Annotated in this window: 19 protein-coding genes; 9 read left to right on the forward strand and 10 right to left on the reverse strand. The window is 63.4% G+C overall.

The features are described 5' to 3' along the window. Positions 1–195: 195 nt before the first annotated feature. Positions 196–654, reverse strand: coding sequence for a hypothetical protein (locus tag GQY20_RS05135; RefSeq protein WP_157215916.1), 459 nt, complete (start codon positions 652–654; stop codon positions 196–198). A gap of 65 nt (positions 655–719) precedes the next feature. Next, positions 720–1061 carry a hypothetical protein gene (locus GQY20_RS05140; RefSeq protein WP_157215917.1) on the reverse strand — a complete coding sequence of 114 codons (342 nt, stop codon included), beginning with the start codon at positions 1059–1061 and terminating at the stop codon, positions 720–722. A 98-nt stretch (positions 1062–1159) separates the two neighbouring features. Between GQY20_RS05140 and GQY20_RS05145 the strand changes: the two genes are divergently transcribed. Further along, positions 1160–1696, forward strand: a complete 537-nt coding sequence (locus GQY20_RS05145; protein ID WP_232475887.1) for a GNAT family N-acetyltransferase — start codon at positions 1160–1162, stop codon at positions 1694–1696. 211 nt (positions 1697–1907) lie between these two features. After that, positions 1908–2369, forward strand: coding sequence for a hypothetical protein (locus tag GQY20_RS05150; RefSeq protein WP_157215918.1), 462 nt, complete (start codon positions 1908–1910; stop codon positions 2367–2369). A gap of 27 nt (positions 2370–2396) precedes the next feature. Here the strand turns inward: GQY20_RS05150 and GQY20_RS05155 are convergent, their stop codons facing one another. Beyond that, entirely contained in the window at positions 2397–4442 is a 2046-nt protein-coding gene (locus GQY20_RS05155) for a phage tail tip lysozyme (RefSeq protein WP_157215919.1), read from the reverse strand. Positions 4443–4754: 312 nt separating this feature from the next. On the opposite strand from GQY20_RS05155, the gene GQY20_RS05160 reads away from it, so the two are divergent. Both GQY20_RS05160 and GQY20_RS05165 read left to right on the forward strand, forming a co-directional pair. Next, positions 4755–6323, forward strand: coding sequence for a DUF2272 domain-containing protein (locus GQY20_RS05160; RefSeq protein WP_157215920.1), 1569 nt, complete (start codon positions 4755–4757; stop codon positions 6321–6323). Between the two features lie 175 nt (positions 6324–6498). After that, a complete protein-coding gene (locus tag GQY20_RS05165; protein WP_157215921.1) occupies positions 6499–6999 on the forward strand; it encodes a hypothetical protein in 501 nt (166 codons plus the stop codon). Positions 7000–7148: 149 nt separating this feature from the next. Here GQY20_RS05165 and GQY20_RS05170 read toward each other — a convergent pair whose 3' ends face one another. Both GQY20_RS05170 and GQY20_RS33005 read right to left on the reverse strand, forming a co-directional pair. Then, on the reverse strand, positions 7149–7562 hold the full coding sequence (locus GQY20_RS05170; protein ID WP_157215922.1) for a hypothetical protein: 414 nt from the start codon (positions 7560–7562) through the stop codon (positions 7149–7151). Positions 7563–7589: 27 nt separating this feature from the next. Continuing rightward, positions 7590–7787: a polymorphic toxin type 43 domain-containing protein gene (locus GQY20_RS33005; protein WP_157215923.1), complete on the reverse strand. Its 198-nt coding sequence runs from the start codon at positions 7785–7787 to the stop codon at positions 7590–7592. Positions 7788–8110: 323 nt separating this feature from the next. Between GQY20_RS33005 and GQY20_RS05180 the strand changes: the two genes are divergently transcribed. Continuing rightward, a complete protein-coding gene (locus tag GQY20_RS05180; RefSeq protein ID WP_157215924.1) occupies positions 8111–8356 on the forward strand; it encodes a hypothetical protein in 246 nt (81 codons plus the stop codon). Positions 8357–8481: 125 nt separating this feature from the next. Here GQY20_RS05180 and GQY20_RS05185 read toward each other — a convergent pair whose 3' ends face one another. From GQY20_RS05185 to GQY20_RS05205, 5 genes are all read right to left on the reverse strand, one after another. Then, positions 8482–9024, reverse strand: coding sequence for a hypothetical protein (locus tag GQY20_RS05185; RefSeq protein ID WP_157215925.1), 543 nt, complete (start codon positions 9022–9024; stop codon positions 8482–8484). Between the two features lie 174 nt (positions 9025–9198). Next, positions 9199–9564 carry an SMI1/KNR4 family protein gene (locus GQY20_RS05190; protein WP_157215926.1) on the reverse strand — a complete coding sequence of 122 codons (366 nt, stop codon included), beginning with the start codon at positions 9562–9564 and terminating at the stop codon, positions 9199–9201. 1 nt (position 9565) lies between these two features. Beyond that, the gene (locus GQY20_RS05195; protein ID WP_198350835.1) at positions 9566–12076 is read right to left on the reverse strand and encodes a hypothetical protein; all 2511 of its coding nucleotides are present in this window, start codon (positions 12074–12076) and stop codon (positions 9566–9568) included. A 76-nt stretch (positions 12077–12152) separates the two neighbouring features. Next, positions 12153–12539: a Cu(I)-responsive transcriptional regulator gene (cueR, locus tag GQY20_RS05200; RefSeq protein ID WP_157215928.1), complete on the reverse strand. Its 387-nt coding sequence runs from the start codon at positions 12537–12539 to the stop codon at positions 12153–12155. A gap of 183 nt (positions 12540–12722) precedes the next feature. After that, on the reverse strand, positions 12723–15113 hold the full coding sequence (locus GQY20_RS05205; RefSeq protein WP_408641047.1) for a heavy metal translocating P-type ATPase: 2391 nt from the start codon (positions 15111–15113) through the stop codon (positions 12723–12725). A 204-nt stretch (positions 15114–15317) separates the two neighbouring features. Here GQY20_RS05205 and GQY20_RS05210 point away from each other — a divergent pair, with 204 nt between their 5' ends. From GQY20_RS05210 to GQY20_RS05225, 4 genes are all read left to right on the forward strand, one after another. Next, the gene (locus GQY20_RS05210) at positions 15318–16238 is read left to right on the forward strand and encodes a restriction endonuclease (protein WP_157215929.1); all 921 of its coding nucleotides are present in this window, start codon (positions 15318–15320) and stop codon (positions 16236–16238) included. Positions 16239–16535: 297 nt separating this feature from the next. Then, positions 16536–17495, forward strand: coding sequence for a helix-turn-helix domain-containing protein (locus tag GQY20_RS05215; RefSeq protein ID WP_232475888.1), 960 nt, complete (start codon positions 16536–16538; stop codon positions 17493–17495). Next, a complete protein-coding gene (locus GQY20_RS05220) occupies positions 17485–19104 on the forward strand; it encodes an Eco57I restriction-modification methylase domain-containing protein (RefSeq protein WP_157215930.1) in 1620 nt (539 codons plus the stop codon). Before GQY20_RS05215 ends, GQY20_RS05220 begins: the two co-directional genes overlap by 11 nt. Then, complete coding sequence (locus GQY20_RS05225; protein WP_157215931.1) at positions 19097–21634, forward strand: GIY-YIG nuclease family protein; 2538 nt, start codon at positions 19097–19099, stop codon at positions 21632–21634. Before GQY20_RS05220 ends, GQY20_RS05225 begins: the two co-directional genes overlap by 8 nt. Positions 21635–21980: the final 346 nt, after the last annotated feature.

The raw sequence follows: 21980 nt of genomic DNA on the forward strand, positions 1-21980 counted from the left end.
CTACCCAGGATGAACGGATCTCGTCTTGCGCCTGATGCCTCAAGTCATCGAGGATGAAGCAATCCGGTTTCCATTTCAAATGATCATTGGATATACTAAATCAGAAAATCTCTATAACGCCGCACTCTTTGTTCGATGCTTCGACCACGCCGGACAGTCTCTTGCGCGGCCGGCGCGACATGCGGCCGCGCCCGTTCAGACGTGGGGCGGCACGACCGGGATGGGATGATCGTCCCCGTCCGTGGCGGAGAGCTTGCCGGAGCAGACATAGTCGAGCGCGCTGCCCTGGGACCGGTCCTCGCCGAGCAGGTCGCCCACCAGATCCGCGGTGGAGTTGGTCACCGATCCGATCTGCGATCCGACCGATACCGCGCGGGACTGGCAATCGAACGTCACTTTCTCGACCATCCGCCCGGTTTCGTCCACCAGCGCGACCGATGCCGTCTTGCGCCCGGCCCCGGCCGAACCGATCGAGCCCTTGTCGACATAGATGGGATGGCCCAGGCTGTCGCGGCCGATGACGATCCAATGCCCCGAATAGCTCTGGGCATCCTCCTGAAGCTGCGCGGCCTCCTTGAACTTTGGCGGCCCGGAACAGGCGACGGCGCACGCGCAAAGGCCGGCGATAGCGATCCGATATGCTGCGTGACGCATCGAAGGCGTGCCTTTCGGAAGGGGCGCGGGCGGGAGGCGCCGAGGGCGGGGGGGATGGCCGGCGGTCAGTTCCAGGGCGTCGCGCCCTTGCGGTGATCGTCTGGCGGCTCCACCACGCCGTGGCAGATCGCGGCCCGCTCGTCATATCCCTTGATCAGCGCCGCCAGCGTCTGCACGGGCAGGCCGCGCGCCGATTTCGCCAGCCCGCGGGCGAAGTCCAGCGCGTCCGCGCAGGCGAAGCTCAGCGCGCCGTCGCCCCAGATCGGATTCGTCTCCTTCGGCCGCAGGCAGGCGGTCTCGGCATCCAGGAAGCCGGCATGCACCGCGGCCGAACAGCGGACCAGCGGATCCGCGGCCGGCGCCGTATCGGTCGCCGCCAGCGTCGCGGCCGCGATCAGGACAATCATCGATGGCTCCATCCCGGGGCAATAATCCCCCGTGCCTATCGCGGCGCGCCTGTCCGCGAAGCCGACCGGAAGATTACAATGCGGAGAGCCGGGGTGGGATGGAGCGCGTCTTTGCGGAAATCGGCGGGCCGCTTTATGGCGCTGCGATGCGCCAGTCCGAACCGATCGCCATCCGCCCCTATGCCGAGGGTGATGCGCCGGCCATGGCGCGGCTTTACTTCGAATCCGCGCGCACGCTCGGCCCGCGCCGCTACGCCGCCGCCCAAGTGGCCGCCTGGGCGCCGGCGCCCGCCGACCCCGCCCGCTTCCATGCCCGTGCCACCGATGGCAGGCTGACGCTGGTGGCGGTCGATCCGGCCGGCGCGCTCCTCGCCTATGGCGATCTGGAGGCGGACGGGCATATCGACCATCTCTATTGCCACCCCGATGCCGCCGGCACCGGCCTCGCCGCCCGCCTGCTCGACGCGCTGCTCGCCCATGCCGCGGCAGAAGCCATGCCGCGCCTCCATGTGGAGGCCAGCGAGCTCGCCCGCTCGCTCTTCGCCCGCAAGGGCTTTCGCGTCGTGCGCCGCCGCGATTTCGAGATCGCGGGCGTCGCCATCCACAATTATGCGATGGAGTGCGATCTGCCCTGATGCCGGCGGCGGTTAGGGTCTCGATCGGCCGAGCCGGCTCTCACCCATGCCGCTGCCCCCGCCCGTGGCTGCGATAACTCTCGCGGGGCTGCTCATCTGCAAGCTGGCCAGAGGCTATTGTCGGGGCCAACGCTCAGGACTAGAACATTTGTCGAACATATCGGTCGCTATTCGAGTCTCGCAGCCGGAATATATAGGATAGGAGAAGCGCATGAAGCCCGTTCGCCGTACTCTGCAGCGCTTCTGTGTCCTGCTCACCTTCCTGACTATGAGCTCCGCCTTTTTCGTCACGCCTTCTCAGGCGGAGCGGAGGCATCGTCTGCCTGATGGTTTCAGATGGGGGCGCTGCCTGCTTGTTGTCGGAGCGCAAACGAGGATCAAAGGGAAGTGTGCCTATCAAATTTCTGAGGGAGGAACATTTGAAATACATGGGCCGCGCCAGATTTATGATGGGATAGACTATCCGGAGCAGGAAATATATGCGGGAGTGCAGTCAAGAGACTACTCTGCTGTTATCTACAGGGACGGCAAGGGTTGGATCGGCAGCGCAACTCCTGATAAGTTAAGCACTCACGGGGAATATCCCTGGAAACTTAGGAAGCAGGGCGCATGCTATTTTGCGCAAGATGATCCACAAGGCAGATTTGTCAAAATCTGCCTGTGGAAGAAATAGAACTGGCTTGCATATTGTGAATTTGATTCAATGGTATTTTTTAGATGAAAAGAAACTGTTATATATATTTTGCGACTCAATGGCTCTTTCATTTGGACCGTTCTTGGCGAACCGGCTGGGTTTTTCATAGCTATTTGTAATGATTCGGGAGGATTCGTCCGGAGTTTTTGCCAAACTGAGCATGGATCCGACTTTTCTATAGGCTCCGTATTTCAGTTCATAAGTTATGAATGCAAGCTGTTGTGTAATCGACGATCCTACGAGGTTTTGCTTAGGGAATAATTTGCTGAAATTTTTGGCTCTTGGTCCATTGATATCCCATTGTGCAAGGCCGTACCCTTTTCCAGGTTTCTGTTTTTTCTGGGGATCGAGAAAGCTTTCGATAGTAAGATTGGCAACAATACCCGCGGCCTGTTCCCGGGACCAACCCCCGCCTGAAGGGCTTGTGAGGAAAGCCAATGCTTGGATTTGTCGCTCCCGGAGCGCAAGAAAGCTCGCCTTTCTAATGTCCTTAAAAAGATACATGGCGTGTTTTCCGCCGGATGCCAGTTCATTGTCCGGAGGAACTTTGAAAGTACCGCCGTTGGCGATTGATTGGGCGACCACTAGATCAAGATATTTGATCACTTGATTCTTAGTATAGTCCCCTCCCGGTGCCAGAGTTGGGCCGAGATTGGCGTACAGACTTTTGTCATCTTGCTGGAGCAGCTTCTTGCTCGCTTCGACCGCTCGGGCAGCGTCTGCGAGGTCCGGATCCCGCAAACGTTGGGAAGGGCTCAATCTTTGCCACTTCTCGGCCAGCGCAGTCTGGCGGGCTCTGGCGGACGGTGGGGTAGCGGGGGTAGCCGGTGTGTAGGCCGCCAACATGAGGGATGCGCCGGTGGGGTCGTTTCCGTGCTCTGCGCCGTCGATCTCGTCCGTCGGTGGCGTCGATGAATCGACCGGAACCTGATGCATGTCGTCCAGGGAAAAGGATCCCTGCGCGACCTTGTCCGCCGGGTTTCGATCCAATTCCGGATTGGCTGCGGGGACTTGGCCACGGAGATTCGCCGCCATGATCGCGCGGATCGTATCCAGCCTTTCCGGCGTCAGCGCGTAATAATCCGCCAGCGGTATGCCGCGCAGCGCTTGCGTTTCCGGATCGAGCACCGAGGTCATAACGCGCGAGAAGGCCGCATCCTGCTCCTTCTCCACAGCCCTGCGGTCGCCTTCCGCCATGTCTGCGAGGCGCTGCTTGAGCCCGTCCGCGATGGCCGGATCGAGCCCCATCGCGTCCACCGCGGCATGCTGGGCCGGCAGGTCGCCGCCCTCGTCGCGGATCAGGCCGGCAAGCCCTTCCTGCTGCTGCTCCGCCACATAGGGCTGCAGCATGCCGTGCAGCCGATCCACCTTCGCCGCATCGCCGATCGTCGCGGCGCGCGCGTTCAGCCAGTCTTGCGCTTGGCGTGGATCGTGCTGCGCCAGATGCTCCACCACATCCGCATGCGCCGCAGCTCGTGCATCCGTTTCCGCCGCGCTCGCCGCATCGGGATCGAGGCCCTGCCGCCGGCTGCGCCCGCGCACCTCGCCGACGAGGCGCCGCTCGCCTTCTGCCACCGCGCGCATATCGCCCAGCCGCGCGCCGCGGCGCATCGCTTCCAGCGCGATATCCTGACGCCTCTGCGACTCCGCATCGTTGAACGCCTGCGTCTCGCGCTCCGCATGAGCGCGCGCCTCGTCGCCCCAGGCCGAAAGGCGCGGTGCCATGATGTCGCGATACATGTTCCGCTGCCGCACCGTATCCAGCTCGCCCAGCGGCCGGCGCACGATCTCGTTCAGCGACTGCTCGATATCCTTCCAGCGCGACGCGGCATCCCCGCCGCGCGCGGCAAACCACGGGCCGGACAGCGTCTTCCAGCGGTCCACCGTGTCGTTGTCGGCCTTGCGCACCAGCGCCTCGTCGAGGTGCAGCTGGATCGGGTCGTCATCGTCCGGCAGGCCGGATATGGCGGGGGTTGCGGGGCTATCCGGTACGGTGGGCGCATCGGCCCAGACGACGGGATAGAGCGGATCGGGGTGTGGGACTCTTGGCATGACCAAGCCGTCCCATCGAGCCGGGGATTGCCGAAAGCGGAAAGCGCATGCGCGCGTTCGTCTTCAAGCCTGTCAAATAAAGGCGAAGACGATCCTCCTACTTCATCGGCCATCATCAAGATGGTTTCGGGAACCGCGCGTCTGTGTCACAGTACAGCCAACGAATCGGCAGCCTGTTCGTGGGGGACGGGATGACTTTCGGGTCGATCCGCCTGTTCCCCTCCGCCTGCGCAAGCCGATCCCGCGTCCGGGTCGCGAACGGAAGGGTGTCTCCGCCTGGGAGCGCCCACGATTCGCTGGGAGGCGCGAACGATGGCGTACAAGGACGATTTTCAGCGGGCGGACGGCTGGTCCGTCGCGGATGTGAGTCTCAGGCTCAACACGGCCAATGGCGGGCGCTTCCTCGCCTTCCTGCGGCAGAGCGGAGTGGACACGCTGGTCCGCTATTATGCCAGCAGCGCGCGGCCCAAGACGCTGACGCCGGAGGAAGCGAAATATCTGTCGAAGGAAGGCTTCGCCATCCTGCCTATCTTCCAGGACAGCAGCCGCGACATTTCCCACTTCTCTGCCGCGATCGGCACCGCCAATGCGAAGAGCGCGATGGATTTCGCGAGGCGCGTCGGCCAGCCCCGGGGCGTCGGCAGCACCATCCTGTTCGCGGTCGATGCCGATTACACCGGGGCGCAGATCGACGGCCCGATCCTCGCTTATTTCAAGGCGGTGCGCGATGCGATCGCGGGCGATTACCGGATCGGCGCCTATGGCAGCGGCGCACTGCTTTCCAAGCTGCAGGCGGAAGGGCTGATCCAGCTCCCCTGGATCTCGATGTCGCGCGCCTTCCTCGGCACCGAGCAATATTTCTATTCCAACAAATGGGCGATGCGGCAGGTGCCGCCGGAGGTCGCCCATCCCGCTACCGGCATCGGCTATGATCGCGATGTCGTGCGCGTGCCGCGTGCCGAGCTCGGCGCCTTCCAGGTGGACGAGGACGGTACCGGCCGGCTGGCCTGGGGCGGGCCGGACGATGCCGTATTGGGTGGCGGCGGCGGTGCGGTCGATCCGCCGGTGCCCGCGCCCGCGCCCGTCCCGCTTGGTGCCAACCGCTATGTGAGCACGGAGGGGCTGCGCCTGCGCGATGCGCCGAGCGGCACGATCCTGCGCGATCTCACCATCGCCGATCCGGTCGCCGATCTCGGCCCGTCCACCGTCGAGGGCTGGCGCAAGGTGCGGGCGGGGGCGGACGACGGCGTCGTCTTCGGCAAATATCTGCGCGCGCCCGATCGGCCGGAGGTGGAGGCGCTGATCCGTGCCGCGATCGACGAATGGCTCCGCTTCGGCAAGGGCACGGGCAGCGAGAAGGCCGATCCCTGGTGCGGCTATGTGCGCGCGATGTGGGCCGCGATCGGCGAGCCCTATGACGGGCGCAGCACCTATGCCAATGGCGAGGACGTGCCCTGGTCCGCCGCGTTCATCTCCTGGGTGGTGCGCAAGGGCGGGCCGGCCTATGCGAACTTCCAGTTCGCGGCGAGCCATTCCGTCTTCGTCAACAATGCGATCAAGGCGCGCGTCACCGGCCGCACCGACAAGCCCTATTGGGGCTATCGCATCGACGAGCAGAAGCCCGCCCTCGGCGACATCATCCAGCGCAACCGCGCCGGCAACGCCTTCTCCTTCTCCTATGCCGAGAACCACAGCCAATATGTCAGCCATTCGGACATCGTCGTGGAGGTGACGCCGGATGTGGTGCGCGTGATCGGCGGCAATGTCGGCAATACCGTCGCGCTGGGCACTGCGGACCAGGAATATGAGCTGGACGCCAATGGCTTCCTGAAGCCGGGCCAGAAGATCATCGCCCTCCTGAAGAACCGCACGGGAGGCTGAGGGCCGCTGCCGCCTCGAAATGCGCGCTTCCGCGCATTTCCAAACAGACTCCGAACCGGCCTGGCGGGCGGTGCGGCCGCTCTGCCGGACGGACGCGGAACAAATCCGGCGGAGCTTCGTCCCTTTGCCGGGCCCGCGCTCGGTGCGACGGGCCAGCCGGGATGGGGATCCACCAATGGCCAAGACGACCACCAAGACAGGCAAGCCCGCCACGCCCGCCAAGGCGTCATCGAAGACCAGCACCAGCACCAGCACGGCCGCGCCGTCCGCCGCCGCCAAGGCACCCGTGGCAGCGAAGCCGCCCGCCGCGAAACCGGCGCCGGCGAAAAACGCCGCCAAGCCCGCCGCCGCGAAAAAGCCGGTAGCGGCCAAGCCCGCTGCCAAAGCCGCGGCACCCAAGGCTGCGGCACCCAAAGCTGCTCCGGCCGCGCCGAAGAAGACGGCTGCGGCGGCAAAGCCCAAGGCGCCGGCCAGATCGGCGAAATCGGGGTTGCCCAGCGTCGCCGCGCTCGCGAAGCAGACCTCCGACGCGATCTCCTCGCTCGCCTCGGACATTCTCGCCGATCGCATCGTGCCGACCCTCGATCAGATCAAGTCGCTCGCGGCCTCCGCGCTCGGCCAGGATCAGACCAAGGGCAAGAGCAAGAAGGGCACGGCCGCGCGCGCGAAGAAATAGCGGCGCTCTCCCTCTGGCCGCGCGGGGATCGGGTCATCCGGCCAGCCGTCGTTGCTGACACTCTTGGCAAGGCGGACCAAGGTCGCGCGCATCCCCTGCGCGGGCTCGCGGCCCAGCGCGGGCATTTCCGAGCGACTGTCCTTGCCTGTCTAGATATCCTGTATATATTTATTGAGCGTTTTTGCCATGGGCTGAGAAATCCACTCACTCCGACTGGCTTCAGTCAAAAATGGCTTTAGAAGTATTTTATCATCGATAGATAAATGTGGTATCCATCCCAAAGAATGCTCTGCCCATTGCCGTGATTCTGCTGAGAAAGTAGATGCGATTAGCTTCCAATAGGGAAAAGGGCTGGAGACCGGCCCGTTTTTAGCGAGCTCTGTGAGCGCAATTTGAGATTCGGAAAAAGGTTTTTCGAGGATTCGCCAAATTCTGAAAAAGTCCTTGATATTATCAAGAGGGAAGCTATTTTTTCCGGATGAAACCGTCCATTTTCCTGCATTGGTAATAGAAATATTGATATTTGCGCCTATATCTAGGCTATCTAAACGATGTTTTATCACTTTTACATTCCTTCGAGGTGAATGTGATTAAACCCGCGGGACCCGCATCATTTCGGAAAACTGGCGACGTATTTCCGGTGTCCAATTTTGCCAGAAGTGGCCGCTCCCTTCATTCGTTACCATGGTTCCATCCTCGCGCCGACTAAATATGCCGCCGACCACTCGATTCTTGTTAGCGTTGATGGCGGCCGCATGTAATCCAGGGACGGTATATATAATTGACACTTCGTCGCCTCACCCGCTCGACGGCGAACGGCCAGACTGTCACGGATCGCCATACCCGGTACTGGCCATCATGTGACGCGACGCTGCAGTCGACGGTTGCCGGTGTTCTTTTCGGACGAGGGCAGGGTCGTTTATCTCGGGGTGCTGGCCGATGCGGCCAAAGCCAGCGGCACGCACTGCCTCGTCTGGTGCCTGATGGACGACGCGCGATGCGGGGGGAGGCGCACCGGCGCTATACGCGCGCTATCAATTTCCGCGAAGGCTCGTGCGGCCAACCCTTTCAGGGGCGTTTTGCGAGCTAACCCTTGGATGACGCCCATCTTATGAACGCGGTGAGCTACGTTGAATTGAATCTGGTTGCGGCACGATTGGTCGACATGGCGTACGAATGGCGCTGGTCGAGCGCGCGCAGTCCTCTGGCGGGGAGGAGCGTTGCGGACGACCCGCTGACCGACGTCGGAGCGCTCGGGGCGCATGTGCGGAACCGGCGCCAGATGTTGCGTCACGGCCTAGCGGCGGGTGATCTCGGCTCCGACGGCGAGCTAGTGGTCAAGGAGATCGAGGCATAGCTTTGCGCTGGCCGGCCGCTCGCCGCTGCCTACTGGATTACGCGGCAGGAAGCGCCGTTGCGCGGGCCGCTGGCTTTGCAGAAGCCGGGTTGACAGCGTCGGCGTTCATCAATTCTGCTTGGGTTTTATTGTGATGGAGACAGATCGTGTTCGATCTCGTTCAGGACTTTGTCTAAACGTCGGGGGACGGGGCTGTCCACATAGGCTTGCGCCGCATCGAAAGGATCTATCATCGCATTTGACCGCACTGGGGCCGTGAACCGGCCGACGACGTATCGCGCGAAAAATTTAGAGCCCTCGACATCGTTTACGAACCAATGGCCGCTGAACTTCTGGGCGAAATACTCTCCGATAAAATAGCCGACCCTGCTGATGAGCCAAATGCGATCCGCGTCATCCTCTGCGACAAGATTTTGGAGGGCTGCGGCGATCGGTTCCTTAAAGGCGCTTGCGTGATTAAGAACTTCATGAGCTGGTTCGATCCCGAGCCTTTTCAAAAAATAAACTAAAGAGGGCATGAGTTCATTATAGAAATTCTCGAACTGATCCTGGCGCCGTTCAAGGGTTGTTTTTGCATCCGGTTGCATGGCATTCACCTGTGAATCACGTGCGCGATGTTGGGCGAGGCGCACCGGCGCCATCAACTTCCACGAAGGCTGGCGGGCCATCTCGCTCAGCGGCGCTTCGTTGGCTAAGCCATATCATTCCGACTCGATTTCCCTAATCATTCTTCCTATTTCGCTCGTATCTAAATCACTTCTGCCGAGCATCTTAATGATTTATAAATTTGCGCACGTCGCCGCAATATTATACTATAATGACAGATCTCGCGTTTCTATATATTAAAAACGTTTTGATTCTGATATTGCGGAATTTATCCAGTCTTCAAAATCTTTGTACGAATATCTGCGACCAGAATCGTCTAATATGAGCATTAATACCGCCGGATTTCCCCCTTTGTCGTCGCCATCCAGGCAGGCTATGTCTCCGCTGCCGTCGTCAATCTTGGCAAAAGGTACCAGGTTTCTTCCATCGTGTTTGCGGATAGTGTAAACCAATCGTCCCGCATTTGAGATTGCGTCTATGAACCACCAAGGGGCGATATTGGGATAATCGCCAGACTCTGATATATGTTTGAGCCGTTTCGGATAAATAAAGCCCGTAGGCAATTGATCCGACTCATAGAGTTTAAAAGCACTATTTTTCATGTCAATACCTTACCACCGGGTCATAGAGTGATCCATAGGGATATCGTGTAGACCATTCCGGATTCATATCCGGATAGGTCGCATTCTGAATTGGTTTGTTGATGCGCAATAGGGCAGCCTCACCCCATGTCTCCGGAACGATTCCTTTCTCCATCAAGGAGGCTTGCCTGATCGGGTCGGTGATAGGATTATGAAAACCTCGAACATTCGCTTGAACATTAATTCCGGATATCCTGGCAGCTAGAACGCGAGTGTTGTCAATCGTTGCGAGTGTTCCATCGGGCATGGATACAACGTCGATCGGTTTGCCGGTCCACCCGCTCTTTCGCATGCTTTTAACCAAGCTATTTAGGTTATAATCTGCACCCATCTTTTGGAATGATACTGAGCTTTGAGTGAAGCTTATCGTCGTGGGGTCCAATGATTGGACCCACATTTTCTCCGAGGACCAGTTTTTCAATTCACGGGCAACGCGATACTCGCCATAGCCGGTGGCTAAGCCGGCGATCGTTCCGGCCGCTTCGCCGATGCCTTGGCTGCGTGCGTCCAGGGTCGCAAGCACGCCGTGCTTATCGAGTATGTCCTTCGTGTCGTGATGTTGGTCCGCGATCGCGCGGCCGGTGCGCTTCGCGAGTGACAGGGTATCGCCGAGGACGTCGGCCTGCCCCATCTGCGTGCGTTCATAGTAATTATTGGCCGCGACCAGCGGATCATAGAGGTTGTGCAGGCTGAAATCGCCGATACGATTTGCGTCGCCGTTCACATCGTTGATCGTGCCGAGGACCAGATTGCCGGCCGCCCGATATGGAAGCTCGGTTACGGTCCCCACGGCGCCCGTGCTGAAACGGCCAAATCCCACCATTCCCGCTTCGACGGGATGCGCAGCATTGTAATCGGACAGATAGTCGAGCAGCTTGTCGCCGACCGCCGCGCAATCGGGGCATTGCAGCTCTCCGGTCGCGGGATCCCTGGCCTTGCCGAACGCGCGAATCTGGAGAATGGCCTTGGTCTTGTCGACGCCGGTGTCGAAGAAGGATCCCGACAGCTCATTCTCGATCTGCCGGGTGAACGGATCCACGCCGCCCAACGCCTCGATCGCCTTCTGGGCATAGCCGGGCAGGTCGGGTGCCAGCTTTGGCTGCTCCTCCGCTATGCTTTTGAACAAGGCGGTGAAGGGCGTGGGCTTTTCACCCGGGCCAGCGCTGCGCGTCGTGATCCCGCCGTTGGAAATCTGTCCGCCCGTGGGCTTCTGAGGATCGGTGGGCCGAGCGCCGGGATCGGGATGGAGAGCGCCTTGCGCGGCGGCTATGCCTTGCGCCGACAAGGCGGCGAGAGCGGCATTCCTCCTCGCGATCATGTCGGGCGTCAGCGCGATCGGCCCCGTCGCCAGGACCGCCGGCCTTGCGGCATCGGCCGATGCATCGCGCCACCCGCCTCGTTGCCAGCCATCCACCTGCCGCCAGTCCCGCAGCGGCAGCTTGCCCCACGCCTGCCGCACGTCGGCGACATCGAGCCTGCCCTGCCGCGCCTTGTCCGCCAGGCTCCGGAACAGTGCCGGATCGGGGTCGGGATCGCGGCCGCGCCGGTTCGCCGCGATCGCCGCGCCGATCCCGGCCTGATGCTCCGGCGGCAGCCGCACATGGTCCGCCGGCGGGATGGCGCGCAGCGAGACGGCGCTCGGATCGAGCACTTTCGCCCAGGACCGGTCGATGACCGCCCGGGTCTCCGCATCGGGCGCCGCCGCAGCGGTCGCATCGGGCCGGCCGGACAAGGCGAGGGGGCCTGCGTCCTGCTCCGCCGCATAGGGCCGCAGCCAGCCGTCGAGCCGCTCCGTCGTCGCCGGATCGAACAGGCCGCGATGCCAGTCGACCCAGCTTCGCGCGCGCTGCGGATCATGCGCGACGAGATGGTTCGCGGCGTCGGCGCGCGCCTTGTTCAGCGCCTCGGCCTCGGCCGTCCCCGCCGCGTCGGCATCGAGCCCCAGGCGACGGCCGCGCCCACGGATCTCGCCGATCAGCCGCTGCTCGCCTTCCGCCACCGCGCGCGCATCGCCCAGCCGCGCGCCGCGAACGATCGCACCCTGCGCCAGATCCTGCCGGCGCTGCGACTCCGCCTCGTTGAACGCCTGCGCCGCGCGCGTCGCATGGGCGCTCGCTTCATTCTGCCAGGCGCCGCGGCGCAGCGCCGCGATCTCGCCATACAGGCGCCGCTGCCGGTCATTCTCCAGCGAGGCCAGCGGCCGGCTGAGCGTCTCGTCCAGCGCCTGCCGGATATCCTGCCAGCGCCGCGCCGCCGTCTCGCCCTGCGAGGCGAACCAGGGCGCGGACACCGCCTTCCAGCCGGACACCAGATCCGCATCCGCCTGGCGCACCCGCACTTCGTCGCGATGCAGCTGCAGCGGATCGTCATCGTCCGGCGGCGTCGCGCCGCTGAGGAGGGAAGGGCCATCCGCCGCGCCGGGCGGATCGGCCCAGACGACCGGATAATCGGAATCGGGGAGCGGGACTCTCATCATCCCCCAGCCGTCTCATCATGTCGGGGAATGCCGAAAGGGAGGGCGGGAGAGGCGTCCGCTCAGCGCTGCGGCGCTATCCCTCCAGCCGCGCGAGGATCGGGCAATCCGGCCGCGCATCGCCGCGGCACCGCTCGGCGAGGTCGATCAAGGTCGCCCGCATCGCCTCGAGTTGCGCGGCCTTGCGCCCCAGCATCTCGGCCCGCGCCAGCGCGAGCGCCTTCACATCCGCGCTCGCCCGCCCGCGATCGGACCAGAGCGAGAGCAGCTCGCCTATCTCCCCGATCGGAAAGCCGAGATCGCGGGCATTGGCGATGAAGCGCAGGCGATGCACGTCCGCCTCGGCATAATCGCGATAGCCGCTCTCCCGCCGCGCCGGCGCCGGGATCAGCCCGATCGTCTCATAATGGCGGATCATCCGCTGCGAGACCCCGCTCGCCTCCGCCGCCTGCCCGATGTTCATGCGAATCTCCTTTTCGTCCCCTTCTCATCCTCCCCCGAAGGGGGAGGGGGACCGTCCGAAGGACGGTGGAGGGGTTCCGCTCACCTCATGCACGCGGCCTGTTGCCGGCCGAAGCCCCTCCACCATGCTTCGCATGGTCCCCCTCCCCGTTCCGGGGAGGATGAGAAGGGGAGAATGAATCCCTCAAACATCCACCCGATTCAGCCTGAGCGCATTGCCCACCACGCTCACCGAGGACAGCGCCATCGCCGCCGCCGCGATCACCGGCGAGAGGGTGATCCCCGCCACCGGATAGAGCAGCCCCGCCGCGATCGGCACGCCCGCCGCATTGTAGACGAAGGCGAAGAGCAGATTCTGCCTTATGTTGCGCATCGTCGCCCGGCTCAGCCGCCGCGCCCGCGCGATGCCGGTCAGGTCGCCCTTCAGCAGCGTCACGCCCGCGCTCTCGATCGCGACGTCGGTGCCCGTGCCCATCGCGATGCCGACATCCGCCGCGGCCAGCGCCGGCGCGTCGTTGACGCCGTCGCCCGCCATCGCGACGCGCCGCCCCTCGGCGCGCAGCCGCTCGACCACCGCGCTCTTCGCCTCGGGCAGCACCTCCGCCTCCACCTCGGCGATGCCCAGCCGCCGCGCCACCGCCTCGGCCGTCACGCGATTGTCGCCGGTCAGCATCACCACGCGCACGCCCTCGGCCCGGAGCGCCGCCAGCGCGTCCGGCGTCGTCGCCTTCACCGGATCGGCGATGGCGATCACGCCGGCCACCGCCGCATCCACCGCCACGAATACCGCGCTCGCCCCGTCGGCACGCAGCGCATCGGCCTCGCCGGCCAGCGCGCCCACATCGATGCCGCATTCCGCCAGCCACGCCGCATTGCCGATCCGCACGCGCCGCCCCTCGACGATCGCCTCCGCGCCCTTGCCGCTCGGCGAGGCGAAGTCCGTCGCCGCCGCCGGCGCGATGCCGCGCGCCGCCGCTTCCGCCACGATCGCGTCGGCCAGCGGATGCTCGGACGCGCGCTCCACGCTCGCCGCCAGCCGCAGCAACTCCTCCTCGTCCCATCCTTCCGCGACGACGATCCGCGTCACCGCCGGCCGCCCCTCGGTCAAGGTGCCGGTCTTGTCGACCACGATCGTGTCGATCGCCTCCATCCGCTCCAGCGCCTCGGCGTTCCTGATCAGCACGCCCGATCCCGCGCCGCGCCCGATGCCGACCATGATCGACATCGGCGTCGCGAGGCCGAGCGCGCAGGGGCAGGCGATGATCAGCACGGAGACGGCGGCGATCAGCGCATGGGCGAAGCGCGGCTCCGGCCCCCACAGCATCCACCCGGCAAAGGCCGTCGCCGCCACCGCCAGCACGGCAGGCACGAACCAGCCCGCCACCCGGTCCGCCAGCCGCTGGATCGGCGCGCGCGATCGCTGCGCCTCGGCCACCATCTGCACGATGCGCGCCAGCATCGTCTCGCGCCCCACCTTCTCGGCGCGGATGACGAGCGCGCCGCTGCGGTTGATCGTGCCGCCGATCACCGCGTCGCCCGGCCCCTTGGATACGGGCAGGGATTCGCCCGTCACCATCGCCTCGTCGATCGCCGAGCGCCCGTCCTCCACCACGCCGTCCACCGGCACCGCCTCGCCCGGCCGCACGCGCAGCCGATCGCCGACCGCTATCGTATCGACCGGCACCTCCTCATCGCCGCCGTCCGCCGCGATCCGCCGCGCCGTGCGGGGCGCGAGGCCGAGCAGCGCCTTGAGCGCGCCCGACGTCCGCTCCCGCGCGCTGAGCTCGAGCAGCTGGCCGAGCAGCACCAGCACGGTGATCACCGCCGCCGCCTCGAAATAGCCGGGCACGCTGCCGTCCATGCCCCGCATCGCCGGCGGGAACAGCCCCGGCGCCAGCACCGCGACCATCGAATAGCCCCAGGCGACGAGCGTCCCCATCGCGATCAGCGTGAACATGTTGAGGTTGCGGCTCGTCACCGAGGCCCAGCCGCGCACCAGGAAGGGCCAGCCCGCCCACAGCACGACCGGGCTCGCCAGCACCATCTGGATCCAGCCGGAGAGGCGCGGGCTCACGAGATGATGCAGCGCCGGCACCATATGCCCGCCCATCTCCAGCACGAACACCGGCAGCGCGAGCGCCAGGCCGATCCGGAAGCGCCGCCCCATGTCGATCAGCTCTTCATTCGGCCCCGCATCCAGGCTCGGCGCCTCGGGCTCCAGCGCCATGCCGCAGATCGGGCAGGCGCCGGGATGGTCCTGGCGGATCTCCGGATGCATCGGGCACGTCCACATCGCCCCCTCCGGCACCGGCTCGGCCGCGCGCGGCTCCCCCAGATAGCGCCCAGGATCCGCGACGAACTTCGCCCGGCACCCGGCGGAGCAGAAATGATAGCTTGCCCCGTCATGCTCGGCATGATGCGCGGTCCTGGCCGGATCGACGCTCATCCCGCACACCGGATCCGTCACCGTCGCCGCCGCGCCGCCGCCACCCCCGCCGCCGCCGTTTCCGCCGCAACAGCCATGGCCCTGGGCCGGTGCGGCCGGGGAAGGGGAATGATGATGCTCCTGCGCCACGCGGCCGTCTCCTTGCTGACGCCGCCCGATATGGGGCCTGACACCATGTCAAGGTCAACCCCCTCATTTCCTCTCCCCGATGGGGAGAGGGTTAGGGAGGGGGCACCGGCGAACGAGGGAGATCCAGACCGAATTCGACCCATCACCGGTTGATCCGCCGCCGCCCATCGCGCACAGACCGCCACGGAGCGCGAGGGGAAGAGGATGGCGATACCGGATTATCAAAGCCTGATGCTGCCCGTTCTGCGGCTCGCCGCGCAAGGCCCCACCCGCGTACCCAAAGCTGCCGACCTCATCGCCGACCAGTACGGCCTCACCGAGGCCGAGCGCGAGGAGAAGCTGGCTAGCGGAAAGCAGCGCATCCTGCATAACCGTCTCCATTGGGCGAAATTCTATCTGTCCAAGGCCGGTCTGATCGACAGCCTCGGCCATGGCCTGTTCGCTGCGAGCGAGGCGGGCAGGGCACTGCTCGCCACCAATCCCGCGACGATCACTGTCGAAACGCTGAAGGCCTATCCCGCCTTCGTTGCCTTCTACACGCCCTCCGCATCAACCAGCCCCGACGAAGAGCCCGCCGCCAAAGCCGCCGCAACGGCCTCCGCCACCCCGGAAGAACAGATCGACGCCGCCCACGCCGTCCTCCACGCCAAGCTCAAGGCCGATCTCCTCGACCGCATCCTCGCCCAGAGCCCGGCCTTCTTCGAAGGCGTGATCGTCGACCTGCTTGTCGCCATGGGCTATGGCGGCTCCCACGAAAACGCCGCCCTCCGCCTCGGCAAATCGGGCGACAACGGCGTGGACGGCGTGATCGACGAAGACCGCCTCGGTCTCGACCGCATCTACGTCCAGGCCAAGCGCTACGCCGCCCATGTCCCGGTCGGCCGGCCCGAGGTGCAGGGCTTCGTCGGCAGCCTCGTCGGCTTCGGCGCGACGAAGGGCGTCTTCGTCACCACCTCCACCTTCTCCAGCGGCGCCACCGACTATGTCCGCCACCTGCCGCAGCGCGTGATCCTGATCGGCGGCGCGCGGCTGACGGAGCTGATGGTCGAGCATGGCGTCGGCGTGCGGACGAGCCGGAGCATCCTGGTGAAGCGGATCGATGAGGATTTCTTTGCGGAAGAGTGAGGAACGATCGGGATCTGTGGACTGGCTGCATCTAGCCGTCCTAAAAACTGCAGGTTTCCGGCAGCCCATTTCGTCTGGCATTTCCGACCGCTGATGAGGAGCGATCGCTATCGACCAGAATGCGACGTTAGGTTGGACCGAACGATCGGCCACCGGCGCGCCGAGCCGCGCGAGGAACACGGTGTGCGGACAATCCGAAGGCTCACGGAATTGACGGTGGATTGATAGCCCTGGCCGTTAGCGATTCCTCGACCGGACGTACTTGCTCCCGCCCGCCATTTGTTCTTAGGAAGTTCCATGTCTTTTTCCGCCCTCAGGACCGATGCCGGGCTCACCGTGGAGGAGGTTGCGTCACAGTTCGGCGTGAGCGTTGCCGAGGTGGCTGGATGGGAAAGCGGCAGCGCTCGCGCTCCTCAGTACGTCTGCCGCGCTCTTGACGTGCTGACGCGTTTCAAACCGACGACGGAGCCTGGCAACGGTGCTGGCGTCACGCCCGGGGGCTCTCAATCGATGGTGAGTATGGGCCCCCAATCTCGCACAAAACAAAGTCGTCCTGACCGCCTGAGCGAAAGTCCCGTTCTGTCCAGCGCCTCCCTGATCAAATCCAAGAAGCGCGTCTCGGATCACGGCGAAGTGTTCACGCCGCCGTGGCTGGTCGAGAAGATGCTCAATCTAGTGCAGGGCGAGACCGAGCGGATCGACTCCCGCTTTCTGGAGCCGGCCTGCGGTAGCGGGAACTTCCTCGTGCCGATCCTCCAGCGCAAGCTAGCCGCCGTCGAGGCGAAGTATGGCAGGTCGGATTTCGAGAAGCGGCACTATGCGCTGCTCGCGCTCACCAGCCTGTACGGGATCGAGCTGCTGGCGGACAACATCGCCGAGTGCCGAGCGAACATGCTGGAGGTGTTTGCGGGATACCTCGGCATCGACGAGTCGGACGAGCTGTACCGGGCGGCCAGCCATGTCCTATCGCTCAACCTGATCCACGGCGACGCGATGAAGATGGTGGCGGCGGACGGTCAGCCGATCCGAGTCACCGAATGGTCATCGGTCGGCAGGGGGAAGTTTAACCGGCGCGACTTTCGGCTTGATTCGCTCACCCGCGCGGGCGAGCTTCGGCAGTCGAGTTTGCGAGAGCAGGCTTCGCTGTTCGGGGGGCTCGGTCGGCACGAGGTGTTTACGCCGGTGAAGGACTATCCGCCGATGACGGTGCGGGAACTGGCGGCGGCGGACGGGGGGATGGAGGCGGATGCTCGATAAGGCTAGTTTCACGCTGCGGGGGCGCAACCCCGACGTTCTGACCTGCATCGCCAACCTGTCGAACGACGAGGTGTTCACCCCGCCCGAGTTCGCCAACCGGATGCTCGACACGCTTGCGGAGGCGTGGGCGAAGGGGAACGACGGCGCGAGTATCTGGGCGGACCCGACCGTGCGGTTCCTCGACCCGTTCACCAAATCAGGCGTGTTCCTGCGCGAGATCACGACGCGGCTGATCGCCGGGCTCGCCGGTTGGAAACCCGACCTACAGGAGCGGGTCGATCACATCCTGACCAAGCAGGTGTTCGGCATCGGCATCACGACGCTGACCGCGCTCCTCGCGCGGCGCAGCCTTTACTGCTCAAAGTTCGCCAACGGCGAGCACTCAGTCGCGAAGAGCTTCACAACTGAAGCGGGCAATATATGGTTCGAGCGGACTGAGCATCGTTGGAGCGAAGCACGATGCACCTTCTGCGGCGCGCCGCGCGAGGTGTTCAATCGGCCCGCCCCGCTCGATAATCACGCCTATGCGTTCATCCACACCAACGACATCAAGGCTCGCATGGGCGAGCTGTTTGGAGCCGACATGCAGTTCGACGTGGTTATCGGCAATCCGCCCTATCAACTCTCCGACGGGGGGCAGGGTGCGAGTGCGATCCCCATATACAACAAGTTTGTGGAGCAGGCGAAGGCTCTACAACCCAGGTTTCTATCAATGGTTATTCCGGCGCGCTGGTTCTTCGGTGGGCGTGGCCTGGACTCCTTCCGGAAGGATATGCTGGAGGATCGCCACATTCAGCAGATCGTTGATTTCCCAGACAGCCGACAGTGCTTCCCTAATGTCGATGTTGCGGGCGGTATTTGCTACTTTCTGTGGGACCGTGACAAACAAGGTGATTGCCGTGTCGTAAGCCACGGCTTCGGTGGGCACGAGAGTGAGAGCATTCGGCCCCTGCTGGAGCCGGGATGTGACATATTCATCCGCAACAACGACCACATCTCGATCTTGAGAAAGATCGTTAGGAAGGAGACCGGCAAAGAGGGAGTAGTCCTTCCTAGGGAGCTGCGGTTCGATCAGCAGGTTAGCGGGCAGAAACCCTTCGGATTGCGAACATTCTACCGTGGGACGCCAGCCAAAGTGAACTTGGACGATTTGGTGGTTCTTCAGAGCGGTGGGCGCGCTTGGGCAGCGCGTACCGAGATTGTCGAGAACACGCACCTGATCGATAGGTGGAAGGTCTTTACATCGAAGTCCTCGGCTGAGCACGCTGGACAGGTAGACCGGAACGGCATGCGAAAGGTGCTATCGCTCTCGGGCGTTTTGCCACCAGCATCGGTGCTGACCGAGACCTATGTCCTACTTGGGACATATGATGATGAAGACAGCGCTAGAAACTGCTTTTCTTATGTGACGACACGGTTCTTCCGGTTTCTGGTTGCGGCGCGCGCGTCGGCTCAAGACCTTCCTCGGGTAGCCTACTCTTTCGTCCCTCTTCAGGATTTTTCTCGACCTTGGTCGGATGACGATCTCTTCGACAAATATGGCCTTACTCCGGAGGAGATCGAGCTGATTACGTCAACGATCCGACTTTGGGAGGCTGGCGTTGTCTAAGCCAGGTATCGATGAAATCCTTACCCCCAAGCCAGAGTCCCGCCCGCGCATCTACGCCTACACCATAGCCGACGCCGCCCACGCCGGCCTCCTCAAGGTGGGTCAAACCACGCGCGACGTAAGGCAGCGCGTGGCAGAGCAGCTGAAGACGGCCGCCATCGCAAACTATACGATCGAACTCGATGAGAGTGGCGAGCGCGACGACGGTGGGATCATCACCGACCATGCCGTCCGCGAGCGGCTGAAACAGAAAGGCTTTGCCAACCCGCAGCTCGAATGGATGCGCTGCACCGTCGCCGATGTGAAGACCGTGCTGGCGGAGCTGCGCTTGGGCCAGCAGTTCACCGGCTCGCACCAGGAGACATTCCCGATGCGGAAGGAGCAGGCGGCGGCCGTCGATCAGACCTACGCCTATTTCCATTCGCGTTGGCAGCAGGACATGCGCGCCGTTCCGCGCTTCCTGTGGAACGCCAAGATGCGCTTCGGGAAGACATTCACCAGCTATCAGCTCGCCAAGGAGCTCGCGGCAAAGCGGGTGCTGGTCGTCACGTTCAAGCCGGCGGTCGAGGATGCGTGGCGGACCGATCTCGAAAGCCATGTCGATTTCGACGGTTGGCAGTACCTGTCGCGTTCATCAGGCCGCGACCCGCGCCAGATCGCGGCGGATAAGCCGGTCGTCTATTTCGGTTCGTTCCAGGACCTGCTCGGGCGTGATGCTGCAGGCAACATCAAGCCGCGGAACGAGTGGATTCACGCGATCAACTGGGACCTCGTGATCTTTGACGAGTATCATTTCGGGGCGTGGCGCGACACTGCCAAGGAGTTGTTCGAGGGCGAGGAAGCGCCGGTGATCAAGGCTGCGGCCAAGCTGGAAGCCGATCTCGATGCGGTGAACGAGGACCTCGAAATGCTGTCCGCCAAAGAGGCGGAGTTCCTGCCGATCACCACGCGCGCTTACCTCTATCTCTCCGGCACGCCGTTCAAGGCGCTTGCCACCGGCGAGTTCATCGAAGAGCAGATTTTCAACTGGACCTACACCGACGAGCAGAGGGCGAAGGCCGAGTTCGCCGCGGCCCATCCCAGCATGCGGAACCCCTATGGCGCGCTGCCCCAGATGCGGCTGCTCACCTATCAGATGCCTGACGAACTGCTTCAGATCGCCAGCGCGGGTGAGTTCGACGAGTTCGATCTCAACGAGTTTTTCCGGGCGAGCGGGGCGGGCGTGTTGGCGCAGTTCGTCCACAAGGACGAGGTGCAGAAATGGCTCAGCATCATTCGGGGAGCTTATGCGCCACAGACGGTCGAGGCGCTAAAGACTGGGACCAAGCCGCCCTTCCCCTACTCGGACGTGCGGCTGTTGCCGTATCTCCAGCACAGTTTCTGGTTCCTGCCGAATGTGGCGGCATGTCGTGCGATGGCTAACCTGCTGGCCGAGCCGCAGAATACTTGGTGGTCCGACTACAAGGTCGTGGTCGCGGCAGGCACTTCAGCAGGTATCGGTTTGGACGCGCTCGGCCCGGTGCGCGATGCGATCGGCGGCGGGTATGACACCAAGACGATCACCCTGTCGTGCGGCAAGCTGACTACCGGTGTGACGGTGCCGCAATGGTCGTCGATCCTGATGCTGCGCAATCTGAAATCGCCTGAGACCTACTTTCAGGCTGCCTTCCGCGTGCAGTCGCCATGGTCAATTAAGAATCCCAACGGCGATAATCCGAACGAGGAGGAAATCCTCAAGCCGGCGTGCTTCGTATTCGACTTCGCCCCCACGCGCGCCCTGCGGCAGCTCTCCGAATACGGCATCGGCCTCTCGCCGGGTGAGCCTAATCCCGAAAGCGCCGTCCGTGATCTCGTCTCCTTCTTGCCTGTGCTCGCCTATGACGGGGCGAACATGACGCAAATCGATGCGGGTGGCATCCTCGACATTGCCATGGCCGGCACTTCCGCCACCCTGCTCGCGCGCAAGTGGGAATCGGCGATGCTGGTCAACGTGGACAACGAGACGTTGCGGCGGGTGCTCGACAACCCGGAGGCCTTGGCGGCGGTCGAGCGGATCGAAGGCTGGCGAAACCTCGGTGACAACATCATCGAGACGATCATCAACAAGAGCGAGAAGGTAAAGGATCTCAAGGCCAAGGCGAAGGGAAAGGACCTTAGCACGGCCGAGAAGCGGGAGCTCACCGAGGAGGAGAAGGAGTATAAATCGAAGCGCAAGCTGGTGCAGGAGAAGCTGATCAAGTTCGCTACTCGCATTCCTGCCTTTATGTACCTTACCGACTTTCGCGAGAACACGCTCCAGGATGTTATCACAAAGCTGGAGCCGGAGCTGTTCCAGTCAGTAACGGGCCTATCGGTGGCCGACTTCCACTTGCTGGTACGACTTAAGGTGTTCAACACCGAGCGCATGAACGAGGCAGTCTTCGCTTTCCGTCGATACGAGGACGCCTCCTTGCGGTACACCGGCCTTGATAGCCACGAGGGGCTCACCAGATACGGCCTGTACGACACCGTGGTTGCGAGGGAGGGTTAGCGAGCCTCAACACCGTGTTAGTCTCGGTAACCCCATCCGGCAAAACGGGTCACAATCAGATTTCTCAGAAACTTAACATCGCGGTTGCCCTTACGATGGCGTTCACGCATGCCCCGCGAGCGCGATCAACAAGAGGCAGCTTGGGGTGGCCGATAAATCGGGCAAACGGGCGCTATTGAGCGCGTGATTGCCAATCTACATCCAACTCCTTGACGGGGATGGCCGTTTAGGGATTGGGGCGGATCGTTGAAACGAACGAGATTGAGCCCATCCCTGCCGCCGCCGCCCCCTCAATCCCACTCCCGCTTCAGCTCCGCATAGCGATCATAAACCCCCGCCTCCTGGC

The organism is Flavisphingomonas formosensis, assembly GCF_009755815.1.
Taxonomy (GTDB): Bacteria; Pseudomonadota; Alphaproteobacteria; order Sphingomonadales; family Sphingomonadaceae; genus Flavisphingomonas; species Flavisphingomonas formosensis.